This window comes from Streptomyces asiaticus (assembly GCF_018138715.1).
GTDB classification, from domain to species: Bacteria; Actinomycetota; Actinomycetes; order Streptomycetales; family Streptomycetaceae; genus Streptomyces; species Streptomyces asiaticus.
In genome coordinates this window covers 1,991,774-2,005,556 of sequence record NZ_JAGSHX010000006.1, presented here as the reverse complement: position 1 = coordinate 2,005,556, position 13,783 = coordinate 1,991,774, and the positions used below count along the sequence as shown (strand labels likewise).

The following is a 13,783-nucleotide window of genomic DNA, read 5'->3' as shown; positions in this document are numbered from 1 at the left end:
CGGCTACAGCCGCCGTTCGCACGGGAGAGGACAGAAGCCACTGCCTCCCTCGACCACAACGGTCTTCCCGGGGGCGATCTCGGTGAACCCCGCGTCGCGCACCACCGGCAGGCCGCTCGCGGTGAGCTCGTCCCACCGCTCGGCCGACGCCGTACGCACCGCCAGCGGGAACCCGGCCCCGCGCCAGGCCGCCCGCGCCGCGTCGTCCAGCTCCCACCAGGCCAGCTGGGCGCCGTGCCCGGCCTGGGCCATCGCCTTGCCCGCCGACATCTCCACATGGGGGCTCAGCCACAGCACCGGACCGGTGGGGTCGGGGGCGGGCGGCGGCTCGGGGTCGTCCAGGTCGGTGCCGGAGACCTGGAGCTTGGCCAGCTCCTTGGGCCAGCCGTCCAGCGGCACCGGCGGGAACACCCGCACCTCGGCGGCCGCCGCCGAAGCCCCGTCCCCGTCCCCGTCCCCGTCCCCGTGCCCGGTTACGTCCTCGGCTGTGGCCGGGGCGGGTGCCCGGCCCGTGACCGTGATGCCCGGCAGCCCGGACGCGCGCCGCCACTCCGCGCCGCGCGCCCGCCGTACGACCTTGCGGATCCGGGCGTCCTGCCAGTCCCGTACGGCCTGGGCCCACTCGCCGTCGGCGGCCGTCGCCCGCTCGTCCGACAGCAGCACGAGCACCGCGCGCGCCGCCGTCTCCAGGGCGTCCGTACGCGCCGGGGGCGCGGCCTTCTCGATCCGGACCACCAGGGGCAGGACGAACTGCGGCGCGGCGTCCCGGTCGGTCTCGGCGTGCCGGAAGGGGCTGCTGCGGGCGCCGGATCCGGTGCCCTGGTGAGCGGTCGTCTGGGTGCCGGTCTGGGTGCCGGTCTCGGTGTCGCCGTCGGTGCTGGTCACGCGCCAAGTGTGCCAGGACCGCCGCGGGGCCGGTCTGACGGATCTTGGTGCCGTCAGCTCGTGCTGCTGTTGGCTCTTGGCGCCGTGAGCCCTCGGTGCCTTTGGCCGAAGGGCGCCGTGCCAGGCGTCGCGGCGGGCCCGCGACGATCCGCCGGACGGGGCCCAGGGCCAACGCACGCCGAGGGCCTCCCCTCGCCGAGGGGTGCGCCTATGCTCAACCGGCATGAGACTGCGAGGAGTCGGCCGCCGCTACGGCCTGGGCGGGCCGTGGGTGCTGCGGGGTGTCGATCTTGAGGTGTCGCCGGGCTCCCTGACCCGTGTCCAGGGGCGCAACGGCAGCGGCAAGTCCACGCTGCTGCGGCTGCTCGCCGGGATCGACGCCCCCAGCGCGGGCCGGATCACCGGCCGCCCGCCCACCGCCTACGTCCCCGAGCGGTTCCCGGCCGAGCTGCCCTTCTCCGCCCTCGGCTACCTCACCCACCTGGGCCGGATCCACGGGCTGTCCCGCGCCGCGGCGGCGCGCGGGGCGGGGGAGTGGCTGGAGCGGTTCGGCGCGGACGGCTACGCCGGCACCCCGCTCGCCGAGCTGTCCAAGGGCACCAGCCAGAAGATCGCCGTGGCACAGGCGCTGCTGGCCGCCCCCGGCCTCCTGGCCCTGGACGAGGCGTGGACCGGCCTCGACCAGGCCGCACGCGGGGTGCTGGACACGGCGGTCGCCGAGCGCGTCGCCGACGGCGGCGCGGTCGTCTTCGTCGACCACGACCCACGCCGCCTGGCCGGAGCCCCGGACCGTGTCCTGCGCGTCACCGAGGCCCGGCTGGAGCCGGTGGCCGCGGACGCCCATGGCGAGCCCGGCGAGGCCGGGCACCCCCGCCCGTCCGGAGGCGCCCCGGACCCGGCGGCGGCTCGATCCTCGGCTGCGGAGGCGGATTCTCCCGCCGCCGCGGTCCGGCCCCGGAGCAGCGACCCGGCGGCGGCTGCGCGCGCGGCCCGCGAGACGGCGGCGGGGGCGCCGGGCCGGGAGGCCGTGGTGCCGGGCGCGGCTGGGCCGTCGGCGGCGCAGGGCGGGCCCGGCGCCGGGCCACGGGTGCGGGTGGAGGCCGAGGGACGGCCCGGGGTCGGGCCGCCCGGTGAGCTGTCGGGCGCGGTGGTGCGTGAGTACGGCCCCGCGCCCGCGCTCGCGCCCGCGCACGGGGGCGGGGGCGACGGTCCGGCGGGGCGGGGACGGGGACGGGGCGTACGGCTGACGGTCGAGGTGGGCGTGGCCGACTCCGATGGCCTGCTTCGCACCCTCCTGACCGCCGACCCGCCCTGGCACATCCGCGCGGTGACGGCCATCGACGACAACGACCCTCAGGAGCCCGCCCAAGGGGCGAAGGAGAAGGCATGACCGCGCTGCTGCGCTATCAGGCGGCCCTGCTGGCCCGCTCGCACCGCTGGCTGCCGCCGTTGCTGCTCTACGGCGCGTTCCTGGGGATCGGGGTGCAGACCGGGCAGCCGATCCTCGACTCGCTCGGCTACGCCGCCGCCGCGCTGCTGCCCGTCGCCGCCTGGCTGGTGCGGGTGTGCGTCACCCAGGAGCCCGCCGCGGCCCGCGACTGCGCCTCGGCGGCGGTGGGGCCGGGCCGGGTGCACCTCGCCTCGGTGCTGACCGCGCTGGGCGCGGCGCTGGTGCTCGGCACCGCCGGGACGCTGTTCGTCGCGGCGGTCAGCGATCCGTACACCGCGGATCACCTGCACGAGATCCCCGTGCCCGAGGCGACCGTCTCCGGGCTGCTCACGGCGGTCGCGTGCGCGCTGCTCGGCACGGCCGTCGGCGCGCTGTGCAACCGGCCCCTGCTGCGCCGCCCCGGCTGGGCGATCCCGGCCACGCTGCTCGCCGCGCTGCTGGTGTCGGTGGCCGGTGCCTCGCCCGCGAACGCCGCCGTGTCGGGGCTGGTCGACGGCTCGCACAGCGGCACCGTGCCGATGCCCCTGCTGCCCCTGGCCCTGACCGGCGCGGCCGCCGCCGGGGCGACCGCGCTGGCCTGCGCGCTGAGCTCCCGCCGGTCGTAGGGTTCGGGTCATGGACGACCGTACGGACCTTCCCGAGGGCCCGCCGTACGCCGACTGCGTGCAGTGCGGCGAGCCCACCGAGTACCCCGCCGCGCGCCCCGGAGCGACGCTGTGCCCCGTCTGCGAATGGCAGGAGGCCCAGCGCACCGCCTGTTCAGGCTGAGCGCTCCGTGGGAAGTGCTCTGACCTGCCGTCGATCGTCTGCGGCGCCGTCGTGGCCGGTCGCGCCCACGCGGCGGAGCCGCATATCGACACAGCCCCGCGCCCCTTCGGGGCGCGGCCGAACGTCTGCCGATCGCCTGGCGGCGCTGTCCGGGCACAGACGCTAGTTGTGCCAGGGTCCCGTCACGGCGAACGTCGTGCCCGGGGTGTAGCAGTTCACGTACATCGTGCGGCGGTCCGGCGCGAAGGTGACGCCCGCGAACTCGCCCCACTCCGGCTCCTCCGGTGAGCCAATGTTCTGCCGCCCCCGGGCCATCGCGTAGACCTCGCCGCGCCGGGTCACCCCGAAGACATGCTGTGCGCCGTTGCCGTCCTCGCAGACCATCAGGCCGCCGCTGGGCGCGAGCGTGATGTTGTCGGGGGACTCGCCGGGGAGCTGGACATCCGTCTCGGGGCCGAAGACGATCACCAGCGTGAGGCGTCTCCGGTCGGGGTCGTAGCGCCAGATCTGGCCGAAGTGGTCGGCCGCCGAGCCGTCCGCGCTCTTGGCGAAGCTGGAGACGAAGTAGACCGACGTACCGCCCCAGTAGCACCCCTCCAGCTTCTGGGCGTGGGTGATGCCTCCGGGCCCGAAGTCCTGGAAGCGGACGGGGGTTTGGCGGGCGAGCGGGTCGGGGACGTCCACCCACTCGACGCGGTCGAAGGCGGTCCCCGGCTCCTGGATGGTGGACAGATCGGGCACCCCCGGCACCCGCAGCGCCTGAAGCTGCCCGCCCGCGCGCAGCGAGCCGATGCCGCCGAGCGGCTTCTTCGGCCGGAAGCGGTAGAAGAGCCCGAAGGGCTTCTCGAAGGCGTCCTCGGTCTCGTAGACGACGCCGCTGCGCGGATCGACCGCGATGGCCTCGTGCTGGAAGCGGCCCATGGCGGTGAGCGGGACGGCGCCGGTGCGGCGCGGATCGTAGGGGTCGACCTCGAAGATGAAGCCGTGGTCCTTGGTGTAGCCGTTCGTACCGGCCCGGTCTTCGGTCTCCTCGCAGGTCAGCCAGGTGTGCCAGGGGGTGGGGCCGCCCGCGCAGTTGACCGCGGTGCCCGCGATGGCCACCCGCTCGGACAGTACGTGGTTGCCGGAGTCGAGCTCCAGGGCGGTACAGCCGCCCAGGCCCATGGGGTCGTAGGTGAGGCCGTTCACGGCCGGGACGCGGATCGCGGCGTCCGGACGGTTCTCGTGGTTGCGGACCAGATGCGTACGGCCGCGGTGGCTGCCGGCGCGGCCCGGGAACGCGGCCATGCCGTCGCAGTGGCTGGGGACCTTGCCCTCGCCGGAGCGGAGTTCGTCGCCCTCGCGCGAGAGCACCCGGTAGCGGAATCCCTCCGGGAGGTCGAGCAGTCCGTCGGGGTCGGGGACCAGGGGGCCGTAGCCGTCCCGGTCGAGTGGTGGGGAATCCGGTTCGGCGGCCGCGGCCGTCCCGGCGAAGAGCTCGGAGACGCTGCCGGTGAAGGCGATGGAGGCGATGGTGGCCCCCAGCGCGCCGGTGCGGCCGAGAAGCTGACGTCGTGTCGCTGACATGCGGTAACTCCCTGCTGGCGGACAGAGAAGATGACCGGACGTGTGTATCACGCGCGTGGGAGCGCGGGAACCATTCGATCAGCGATGCGCGGGAACCGTCCGATCAGCGCTCGTACGACGCGTCGGCCAGTCCCTTCGCATCCCTGGCCAGGGCGGTGAGCCGGGATATCGCTCGGAAGTACTTCTTCCGGTAGCCGCCGCTCAGCATCTCCTCGCTGAAGAGCTGGTCGAACGGCACCCCGGAGGCCAGCACCGGCACCTCGCGGTCGTAGAGCCGGTCCGCCAGCACCACCAGCCGCAGCGCGGTGGACTGGTCGGGCACCGGCGCGACCCCGGTGAGGCAGACGGCCTGGATGCCGTCGCACATCGCGCCATAGCGGCTCGGGTGCACCTGGGAGAGGTGGTCCAGCAGGGCGGGGAAGTCGTCCAGGGAGGCGCCGGGGACGTGGTGCGCGGCGCGGGTGACCGTCTCGTCGGAGTGCGGGGGCGGGGCCGCGGGCAGACCGCGGTGGCGGTAGTCCTCGCCGTCGATGCGCAGCGTGCGGAAGCGGGCGGACAGCCCCTGTATCTCGCGCAGGAAGTCGGCCGCGGCGAACCGGCCCTCGCCCAGCTTGCCGGGCAGCGTGTTGGACGTCGCGGCGAGCGCCACGCCCGCCTCGACCAGCTTGCCCAGCAGCGTGGAGACCAGGACGGTGTCGCCCGGGTCGTCCAGCTCGAACTCGTCGATGCACAGCAGCCGGTGCCCGCTCAGGGTCTTCACGGTCTGCTGGAAGCCGAGCGCGCCGACCAGGTTCGTCAGCTCCACGAAGGTGCCGAACGCCTTCAGCTCGGGGGCGGCCGGGGTGGCGTGCCACAGGGAGGCCAGCAGATGGGTCTTGCCGACGCCGTAGCCGCCGTCGAGGTACATCCCACGCGGGCCGCCGCTCGCGGCGGGCTTGGCCGCCCGGCGGAACCAGCGCCCGCGGCGCCCGCCCTTCGCGTCCGCGTCGCCGCCGAGCCGCGCGGCGAAGGCTCTCAGCGCCTCGACCGCCTCGGCCTGGCTGGGCTGGCCGGGGTCCGTGAGGTAGTTGTCGAAGCTCACGGTGGCGAAGCGGGGCGGCGGCACCATCTCGGCGACCAGACGCTCCGCCGGAACCTGCGGCGCACGGGCGGTGAGGGCCGCTGGGGCCTCGGCGGCTTCGGTAGCTTCGGCGGCTATGCGGCCTGCCGAGCCGGATGCGGTGGTTGGTGCAGACACGGATGTCCAGGGTAGTCGCTCTTCACCCGACCACTGTCCGAGAGGGAGGCATGTCACACTGCGGCCTATGCGACGCCTGTTCCCCCTGCCTGTCCCCGCACCTGCCGAAACACCTGCCGGAACACCTGCACAAACGTCTGCCGCGACGCCCGCGGGCATTTCCGCCGAGACGCCCGCCGAGGACCGCGAATGGCCCCTTGACGAACTGGCCGACGCCTATGCGTACCCGGAGCCGCCGCACGGCCCCTCCGGCGCCTATCTACGGGCCAACATGGTGTCCTCGCTGGACGGGGCGGCCCATCACGACGGCCGGTCGAAGCCCCTGTCCTCCGACGCCGACATGCGGATCTTCGGGGTGTTGCGCGGGCTCGCCGACGCCGTGGTCGTGGGCGCGGAGACCGTGCGCCGCGAGGGCTACCGCCCGGCGCGCGCCCGGGAGGCGTTCGCCGAGCGGCGGGCGGCGCTCGGCCAGTCGCCCGCGCCCGCGATCGCCGTCGTGAGCGCGAGCCTGGACCTGGACTTCTCGCAGCCGCTGTTCACCGAGCCGCTGGTGCCGACGATCGTGATCACGGGCGCGACGGCCGCGGAGGCGCGGCTCGAAGCGGCCCGCGCGGCGGGGGCCGAGGTGGTCTTCGCCGGGGCGGGGCCCTCCGGGCGGGTGGACGCGGCGGCGATCGTGACCGCGCTCGCGGAGCTCGGCCACACCCGGCTGCTCACCGAGGGCGGCCCCACGCTGCTGGCGGAGTTCGCGGCGGCCGGGGTGCTGGACGAGCTGTGTCTCGCGGTGGCCCCCCTGGTCACCGCGGGGGACGCGAAGCGGATCATGAACGGACCCGTCCTGGGAGAACCGGAACGCTTCACTCTCGCTTCCGTTCTGGAGGAAGCCGGGTTTCTTTTCACCCGCTACCGTCGGATTTACCAATAACTCATAAAAACGTCTGTAAACCCGCGAATGGGATCGCGAAGGAGAAGGGCATCCGCCGTGTTCACGAGCGTATTGATGATTGAGAAGCCCCTGACCCCCGCCGACGTGGAATTCGTCACCACCCTGCACGGCGATGACCCGATCTCCTTCGTCGTCCTGATGCAGCCCCGGGGCAGCAAGGACCGGCTGCTGCGCGCGATCGACGACATCGCCCTCGGCGAGCTGGAGCAGGCCGCCCAGGAGGGGGAGGAGCCGGAGGGCAAGGAGGCGCTGGAGCCCGCCGAGCGGGCGCTGACCCACTCGGTGGCGGCGCTCGAGGCGGCCGGGAGCCGGGCCCGGGGCCATGTCGTCCAGCGCCATCCGCTGGAGGTGCTGCGCGGGGTGGTGGAGGAGACCCGGGCCGATGAGGTGATCGTGCTCACCGCCCCGCACTTCGTGGAGGAGTTCTTCCACCGGGACTGGGCCTCGCGGGCGCGCCACAAGGTGGGGGTGCCGGTGCTGAAGCTCTTCTCGCACGCGGTGGACGAGGACCAGCCCTCGGCCGGCGGCTGAGCCGCGGCCCCGCCTCCTGCGGTCATCGGCTGAGCCCCGCCCCCTGTGGCCATCAGCCGGGCCCCGCCCCCGCCGGTCATCGGCTGAGCCCCCGCCCCGGCCCCCGCGGCCATCGGCGGGGCGGGCCGCCGGGGGTGCGAGAATCGGGCCGACAGCACACACCGCGAACCAGGGGAGACCCGTACATGGCACCGGCCGGCACCGCCTCCGACACGCTGGATCGACCGCACTTCATCGGCATCGGCGGCGCCGGGATGTCGGGCGTGGCGAAGGTCCTCGCCATGCGCGGCGCGCGGGTCTCGGGCAGCGACACCAAGGACTCGCCGATCGTCGGGGCGCTGCGTGAGCTCGGCGCGACGGTGCACATCGGCCACTCCGCCGAGAACCTCGCCGCCGACGCCACCAGCGTCGTCGTCTCCAGCGCCATCCGCGACGACAACCTCGAGCTGGTCACGGCCCGGGAGCGCGGCATCCCGGTGGTGCACCGCTCCGACGCGCTCGCCGCGCTGATGGACGGCTCCCGGCCGATCGCGGTCGCGGGCACCCACGGCAAGACGACCACGACCTCGATGCTGGCCGTCTCGCTGCGCACCCTCGGCCTGGACCCGTCCTACGTCATCGGCGGCGATCTGGACGCCCCCGGCTCCAGCGCCCTCCACGGCGACGGCGAGATCTTCGTCGCCGAGGCCGACGAGAGCGACCGCAGCTTCCACAAGTACGCGCCCGAGGTGGCGATCATCCTCAATGTGGAGCTCGACCACCACGCCAACTACGCCTCGATGGACGAGATCTACGAGTCGTTCGAGACGTTCGTCGGCCGGGTCCGGCCCGGCGGCGCGCTGGTGATCTCCGCCGACCACCCCGGCGCCCGTGAGCTGACCGCCCGGGTCGGCGGGCGCGACGGACTGCGGGTGCTCACCTACGGCGAGGAGGCGGGCGCGGACGTGCGGGTCCTGGCCATCGAGCCGCACGGGCTGACCAGCGAGGTCACCGTACGGCTCGCGGAGTCCCTGGGCGCCGCCGAGCTCACCTTCACCGTCTCCGTCCCCGGCCGCCACTACGCGCTCAACGCCGTGGCCGCCCTCACCGCGGGCGCCGCCCTCGACGTCCCGGCCGCCGAGCTGGCCCCCGCCCTCGCCTCGTACACGGGCGTCAAGCGGCGGCTCCAGCTCAAGGGCGTCGCGGCCGGGGTGCAGGTGATCGACTCCTACGCCCACCACCCCACCGAGATCGCCGCGGACCTCGAGGCGATCCGCGGCGGCGCCGGGGAGGGCCGGGTGCTGGTGGTCTTCCAGCCGCATCTGTTCAGCCGCACCCAGGAGCTGGGCACCGAGATGGGCCAGGCGCTCGCGCTCGCCGACGCCTCCGTGGTCCTGGACATCTACCCGGCCCGCGAGGACCCGGTCCCCGGCGTCACCAGCGCCCTGATCATCGACGCCGCGGCCCGACACGGCGCGGATGTGACCGCCGAGCATGACCGGAATGCGGTGCCCGAGCTGATCGCCGGAATGGCGAAGCCCGGTGACCTTGTTCTCACCATGGGCGCCGGCGATGTGACGGACCTCGGTCCGGAGATCCTCGCCCGTCTACAGAGCCCGGAGAACTGAGGAGGTCCGTCCCCATGGCGTACGAGATCGACAAGCCGGAGGAGCAGTGGCGTGCGGAGCTGACTCCGCAGGAGTACCACGTGCTGCGGGAGGCCGGTACCGAGCGTGCCTTCACCGGTGAGTACACCGATTCCAAGGCGGTCGGCGTCTACGCCTGCCGGGCGTGCGGGGCGGAGCTCTTCCGCTCGGAGACGAAGTTCGAGAGCCACTGCGGCTGGCCGTCGTTCTACGATCCGGCGGACAGCTCGGCCGTCGAACTGATCGAGGACCGCTCGCACGGCATGGTCCGCACCGAGGTGCGGTGCACCCGCTGCGGTTCCCACCTGGGCCATGTCTTCTCGGGCGAGGGCTACCCCACCCCGACCGACCAGCGGTACTGCATCAACTCCATCTCGCTGCGGCTGAGCCCCGAGGAGAGCTGAGCCTCCGCCTCATTGTCATGAGCCGCAGCGCAGCACGGCGGCGGTCTCGGGCGGCAGTCTCAGCATGCCGTCCGGGCCCGGCAGCTCGATCCGCCGCCAGGCGGCCACCACCTCGGTGACCTCGCCGGTCCGGGGTCCGAGCCAGGTCTTGACCGGCCGGTCGCCCGGGTTGAGCAGGACCCGCAGCGGGCCGCGCTGAAAGCTGAAGCAGCCGTCCGAACCGGAGGACAGGCCCGTGTACGACCAGGTGGGGTCGGTCAGGGCAGGTTCGGCGCGGCGCAGCGCGATCAGCCGTCGGTACCAGTCGAGCAGCGCCCGGTGCGGCTCCCGCTCCGGCTCCCGCCAGTCGAGGCAGGACCGCAGGCGGGTGGCCGGGTCCTGGGGGTCGGGCACGTCCCCCGCCGCCCAGCCGTGGGCGGCGAACTCCCGACGGCGGCCGGACCGCACCGCCTCGGCCAGCTCCGGATCCTGGTGGTCGGTGAAGTACTGCCAGGGCGTACGGGCGCCCCACTCCTCGCCCATGAAGAGCATGGGGGTGAAGGGCGCGCACAGCACCACGGCCGCCGCGCAGGCCAGCAGCCCGGGGGAGAGCCGGGCCGAGAGCCGGTCGCCGACCGCTCGGTTGCCCACCTGGTCATGGGTCTGGGCGTAGCCGAGCAGCCGGTGCGCGGGGGTGGTGTGGGTGTTCAGCGGACTGCCGTGGCGGCGGCCCCGGAACGCCGAATGGGTGCCGTCGTGGAAGAAGCCGCCCATCAGCGTCTTGACCAGGGCGCCGGGCCCCTCGGCTGCGAAGTCGGCGTAGTAGCCCTGCCGCTCACCGGTGAGGAAGGTGTGCAGGGCGTGGTGGAAGTCGTCGTTCCACTGTGCGTGCAGACCGTGGCCGCCCGCCTCGCGCGGGGCGGTGGTGCGCGGATCGTTGAGATCGGACTCGCCGATGAGGAACAGCGGACGGCCGGTGCGGGCGGCCAGCGCGTCCACGGCGGCCGACAGCTCGGCCAGGAAGTGCCGGGCCCGGGTGTCGCGCAGCGCGTGCACCGCGTCCAGCCGCAGCCCGTCGAGGCGGAAGTCGCGCAGCCAGGCGAGCGCGCTGCCGATGAAGTACGCGCGCACCTCGTCGGAGCCGGGCGCGTCGAGGTTGACCGCCGCGCCCCAGGGGGTGTGGTGGGTGTCGGTGAAGTACGGGCCGAAGGCCGGGAGGCGGTTCCCGGAGGGGCCCAGATGGTTGTGGACCACATCGAGGACCACGCCGAGGCCGTGCCCGTGCGCGGCGTCCACGAAGCGCGCCAGCCCCTCCGGCCCGCCGTACGGCTCGTGCACCGCCCAGGGCGCCACCCCGTCGTAGCCCCAGCCATGGGTCCCGGGGAACGGGCAGACCGGCATCAGCTGCACATGGGTGATGCCCAACTCGGCCAGGTGCGGCAGCTGTTCGGCCGCCGCGTCGAAGGTGCCCTCATGGGTGAAGGTGCCGATGTGCAGCTCGTAGAGGACCGCGCCGGGCAGCGGCCGCCCGAACCACTCCCGCTCCCAGCGGAAGCGGGAGTGGTCGACCACCGCGCTCAGCCCCTCCGGGCCGTCCGGCTGGCGGCGGGAGCGCGGATCGGGGAGCGGCGGGCCGTCGTCGAGCGCGAAGCCGTACCGCGTACCGGGCCCGGCCCCGGCCTCGGCCCGCCACCACCCGGCGCGGCCCGGGTCGGGCTCCATGGGGCGGTCCCGCCCGTCCACATGGAGCCCGACCCGCTCGGCGTGCGGCGCCCACACCTCGAACAGCACTGGCGTCTCCTCACCTCGACCTGGCTACGGTCCTCGACCTGACTCCGGTCTGTCGACCATGCTGCGGGACGCGGCGCCGGCGGCGCAGCAGGACGACATTGGTCAGTGGCGGGGATCGGTCAGCGGCAGGGCGACATCAGTCAGACTCAGACTCAGATGAGGTTGATGCGCTCCTGGGTGATGGGATACCCCGCCCTGGCGAAGTGCGCGGCCATGGGCAGGTTGGGCTGGTCCGTCGCCGCCGCGATCTTCGTGGCACCCCGTTCCACCAGATCGTGGGTGCACTCCACGAGCAGGTCGTACGCGTAGCCGTGGCCGCGCTGCTCGGCGACGACCCCTATGAAGCCCACGCAGGGGCCCGACGGATTGTGCGCGGGCACCTGGATGCCGACCAACTCGCCCTCGGGCGTCCAGGCCAGCCGCCGCCACTCGCGCGGCGACGGACACCAGGAGAAGAAGTCCATGAGCTCCCGCACCGCGGCGTCGGCCCCTCCTTGTTCGATGGCGTGCCGGTCGTGGGCGTCGAGCGAGCCCGGCATGATGCGGCGCAGCACGTCCTCGATCGCCGCGTCATCGGGCTCCGGCCGGAACTCAAGACGCCCCGGGCGCTCGGGCAGCCCGCATTCCGGCGTCCACTCATAGCGGTAGCGCTCGACCAGGGGCTTGAGCCCGCCCGCCACGGCGGCGTCGATACGGGCCTGGACGGCGGCCCGCACCTCGGGCCGGTCGCGCCAGCCGGGCGGGGCCAGCAGGCTGTACTCGGCGCGCAGCGGTGCGGTGCGCAGCAGTTCGGCGGCGGCGTCGGCCTCGCCCTCGGCGAAGTCGAACCAGTCCAGGGCGATGGGCTCGGAGTCCTCCGGCCCGGCCCACCACGCGGCGCGGGCCACGACCCGCCCCTCGCGCAGCGCCACCCAGGTCCAGTCGGGGCGGTACTCGCCGCCCTGGCCGACGGTGGCGTAGGTGTGGCCGAGGGTGACCCGGCCGACGAGGGCGGGCACGTGCAGATCGTGGAACAGCTGGGCGTCGCCCTCGGTGAGGGGACGGATGACCAGATCGGTCATGGAATTCCTTCCAGGAGAGTGATGCGCTCCCGGTCGGATGCCATATCGGCAGATGCCTGATCGAACGATGTGTGATCAGACGCGGGTACGCCCGGTGGACAGGGGGCGGGAGCGCGGAAACGTCGTGATGTCCATTGCTCTCGCCTCCTTCCTCGATCAAGGGCGTGCCCGCACTCTATGGGCGCCGATGTCTCCGTGTCCACGGGGTTTTTCGGGTCCAACAGCTTCCGGGCGGGGCCGGTCTGCCGCCCGCGAGGGGGAAGGAGCGGCAGACCGGCTCGCAGGATGAGGTGCACCTGACAGATCAAGGAGCGGGTCGGAGCACCTGCGTGGACCGGTGTGAGACGCAGACTAGTGCACCATGCAGCTCGGCGCGGCCGTTGTGTCAGGAGAGCCGCCGCCGGCCGTATAGCCGAAGGTCGTCGACGCCCCGGTGGCCAGTGAACCGTTCCAGTCGGCGTTGGTGACCGAGGCCGAGGAACCGGTGGCGGACAGCTTGCCGTTCCAGACGCTGTCGATCCGCTGCCCGGACGGCACCGTCCAGTCGACCATCCATGAGGAGATGGGCGTGGCACCGGAGTTGGAGACCGTCACCTCGGCCTGGAAGCCGCCGTTCCAGGTGCTGGTCACCTTCTGGGTGGCGGCGCACGAGGCCGTCGGCGGGTTGCCCGGCGGGTCCGTGGGGTCGCTGCCACCGCCGCCGCTGGTGGCGCCCGGGACCGTCACCTCGCCGTTGCCGCCGTCGAAGACCACGTCGGAGCAGCTGTAGAAGGTCTCCTGGCTGTCCGAGCGCGTCCACACGGTGTAGATGATGTGCCGTCCGCTCTTGCCGGAGGGCAGATTGGCCGTCCAGGTGTACTTGCCGTCCACCGTGCCGACCTGACCGGACAGCGGCGGGTTCGTCACCGTGTTGAACGGCTGGTCCTCGAGGTCGTTCCAGGTGAGCGGCTTGGTCGGGTCGATCGGGCTCTTGGTGACATAGCTGCGGAACGACCCCGGGTGCGCGGCCCAGGCGTTGTACGAGAACTGCATGGACTTGCCGGACGTCAGATGGGTCACCGGCCAGTCCTTGCTGCCCAGGTCGAAGCCGGAGAAGTCATAGACGGTGGCCGCGCCGCTGCACAGCTTGCCGTCCGGGATGAACCCCTTGGTGCGGCCCGCGCCGTCCGAGCGGAGCACCGCGAACCAGTTGTAGAAGGGCGTCGCGCCGCTCTTGTCGTACGCGGCCTTGCACGCCGGGTTGGTCGGCTTGACCTCACCGGTCGAGGACAGGCTGTACTTCCAGCAGAGATAGGTGCGGCTGCCCGGCGCCATCGGTGCGCCGTGTGCGGAGGCGCTGCCGCCGGAGAAGAAGACAAGGCCCAGGGCGGGCAGGACCGAGAGCAGGACCAGCAGTACGGACCTGCGCGCGCGGGAGCCGCCCGGCGGGCGTGCGGATGAGGCGAGTGCCAGTGATCGTCGAGGCATTGCGCGTGCTTTCCCTTCGACGTGAACGGGTCAGGAACCGTCGGCGTGGGAGCGCTCCCAATTTCTTGGTGAA

Annotated in this window: 13 protein-coding genes; 7 read left to right on the top strand and 6 right to left on the bottom strand. The window is 73.4% G+C overall.

All coding sequences use genetic code 11. The annotated features are described in order from the left end of the window. Positions 1-3: 3 nt before the first annotated feature. Positions 4-885 (bottom strand): aminoacyl-tRNA hydrolase, encoded by an 882-nt coding sequence (locus tag KHP12_RS16140; protein ID WP_211833090.1) that lies wholly within the window; start codon positions 883-885, stop codon positions 4-6. 223 nt (positions 886-1,108) lie between these two features. On the opposite strand from KHP12_RS16140, the gene KHP12_RS53810 reads away from it, so the two are divergent. The 3 genes from KHP12_RS53810 to KHP12_RS16125 are packed head-to-tail and all read left to right on the top strand — an operon-like array spanning position 1,109 to position 3,103. Beyond that, positions 1,109-2,275: an ABC transporter ATP-binding protein gene (locus tag KHP12_RS53810; RefSeq protein ID WP_246648578.1), complete on the top strand. Its 1,167-nt coding sequence runs from the start codon at positions 1,109-1,111 to the stop codon at positions 2,273-2,275. Beyond that, positions 2,272-2,940 (top strand): ABC transporter, encoded by a 669-nt coding sequence (locus tag KHP12_RS16130; RefSeq protein ID WP_086885620.1) that lies wholly within the window; start codon positions 2,272-2,274, stop codon positions 2,938-2,940. Before KHP12_RS53810 ends, KHP12_RS16130 begins: the two co-directional genes overlap by 4 nt. A 10-nt stretch (positions 2,941-2,950) precedes the next feature. Next, positions 2,951-3,103 carry a hypothetical protein gene (locus tag KHP12_RS16125; protein ID WP_167442760.1) on the top strand — a complete coding sequence of 51 codons (153 nt, stop codon included), beginning with the start codon at positions 2,951-2,953 and terminating at the stop codon, positions 3,101-3,103. 162 nt (positions 3,104-3,265) lie between these two features. On the opposite strand, the gene KHP12_RS16120 is transcribed toward KHP12_RS16125, so the two are convergent. Continuing rightward, positions 3,266-4,669, bottom strand: coding sequence for a PhoX family protein (locus KHP12_RS16120; RefSeq protein ID WP_086885619.1), 1,404 nt, complete (start codon positions 4,667-4,669; stop codon positions 3,266-3,268). A gap of 103 nt (positions 4,670-4,772) precedes the next feature. After that, positions 4,773-5,906, bottom strand: coding sequence for a cell division protein ZapE (zapE, locus tag KHP12_RS16115; protein WP_372455197.1), 1,134 nt, complete (start codon positions 5,904-5,906; stop codon positions 4,773-4,775). Between the two features lie 67 nt (positions 5,907-5,973). Between zapE and KHP12_RS16110 the strand changes: the two genes are divergently transcribed. The 4 genes from KHP12_RS16110 to msrB all read left to right on the top strand — a co-directional run bounded on the left by KHP12_RS16110 (position 5,974) and on the right by msrB (position 9,412). After that, the gene (locus KHP12_RS16110; RefSeq protein WP_210610038.1) at positions 5,974-6,831 is read left to right on the top strand and encodes a pyrimidine reductase family protein; all 858 of its coding nucleotides are present in this window, start codon (positions 5,974-5,976) and stop codon (positions 6,829-6,831) included. A gap of 75 nt (positions 6,832-6,906) precedes the next feature. Continuing rightward, entirely contained in the window at positions 6,907-7,383 is a 477-nt protein-coding gene (locus KHP12_RS16105) for a hypothetical protein (RefSeq protein ID WP_037964583.1), read from the top strand. A 185-nt stretch (positions 7,384-7,568) separates the two neighbouring features. Further along, positions 7,569-8,990, top strand: coding sequence for a UDP-N-acetylmuramate--L-alanine ligase (murC, locus tag KHP12_RS16100; RefSeq protein WP_210610040.1), 1,422 nt, complete (start codon positions 7,569-7,571; stop codon positions 8,988-8,990). A 14-nt stretch (positions 8,991-9,004) separates the two neighbouring features. Further along, on the top strand, positions 9,005-9,412 hold the full coding sequence (msrB, locus tag KHP12_RS16095; protein ID WP_037949428.1) for a peptide-methionine (R)-S-oxide reductase MsrB: 408 nt from the start codon (positions 9,005-9,007) through the stop codon (positions 9,410-9,412). Positions 9,413-9,427: 15 nt separating this feature from the next. Here msrB and treZ read toward each other — a convergent pair whose 3' ends face one another. The 3 genes from treZ to KHP12_RS16080 form a co-directional block, all read right to left on the bottom strand. Then, a complete protein-coding gene (treZ, locus tag KHP12_RS16090; RefSeq protein ID WP_086885579.1) occupies positions 9,428-11,182 on the bottom strand; it encodes a malto-oligosyltrehalose trehalohydrolase in 1,755 nt (584 codons plus the stop codon). Positions 11,183-11,334: 152 nt separating this feature from the next. Next, on the bottom strand, positions 11,335-12,243 hold the full coding sequence (locus tag KHP12_RS16085) for a GNAT family N-acetyltransferase (RefSeq protein ID WP_037949424.1): 909 nt from the start codon (positions 12,241-12,243) through the stop codon (positions 11,335-11,337). 351 nt (positions 12,244-12,594) lie between these two features. Next, complete coding sequence (locus KHP12_RS16080) at positions 12,595-13,710, bottom strand: lytic polysaccharide monooxygenase auxiliary activity family 9 protein (protein WP_086885580.1); 1,116 nt, start codon at positions 13,708-13,710, stop codon at positions 12,595-12,597. Positions 13,711-13,783: the final 73 nt, after the last annotated feature.

Bases quoted from the DNA above. Each gene is read 5' to 3' on its own strand.
- KHP12_RS53810 (WP_246648578.1), top strand. From the start codon at position 1,109: ATGAGACTGCGAGGAGTCGGCCGCCGCTACGGCCTGGGCGGGCCGTGG.
- KHP12_RS16130 (WP_086885620.1), top strand. From the start codon at position 2,272: ATGACCGCGCTGCTGCGCTATCAGGCGGCCCTGCTGGCCCGCTCGCAC.
- KHP12_RS16125 (WP_167442760.1), top strand. From the start codon at position 2,951: ATGGACGACCGTACGGACCTTCCCGAGGGCCCGCCGTACGCCGACTGC.
- KHP12_RS16120 (WP_086885619.1), bottom strand. From the start codon at position 4,669: ATGTCAGCGACACGACGTCAGCTTCTCGGCCGCACCGGCGCGCTGGGG.
- KHP12_RS16110 (WP_210610038.1), top strand. From the start codon at position 5,974: ATGCGACGCCTGTTCCCCCTGCCTGTCCCCGCACCTGCCGAAACACCT.
- KHP12_RS16105 (WP_037964583.1), top strand. From the start codon at position 6,907: ATGATTGAGAAGCCCCTGACCCCCGCCGACGTGGAATTCGTCACCACC.
- murC (WP_210610040.1), top strand. From the start codon at position 7,569: ATGGCACCGGCCGGCACCGCCTCCGACACGCTGGATCGACCGCACTTC.
- msrB (WP_037949428.1), top strand. From the start codon at position 9,005: ATGGCGTACGAGATCGACAAGCCGGAGGAGCAGTGGCGTGCGGAGCTG.
- KHP12_RS16085 (WP_037949424.1), bottom strand. From the start codon at position 12,243: ATGACCGATCTGGTCATCCGTCCCCTCACCGAGGGCGACGCCCAGCTG.
- KHP12_RS16080 (WP_086885580.1), bottom strand. From the start codon at position 13,710: ATGCCTCGACGATCACTGGCACTCGCCTCATCCGCACGCCCGCCGGGC.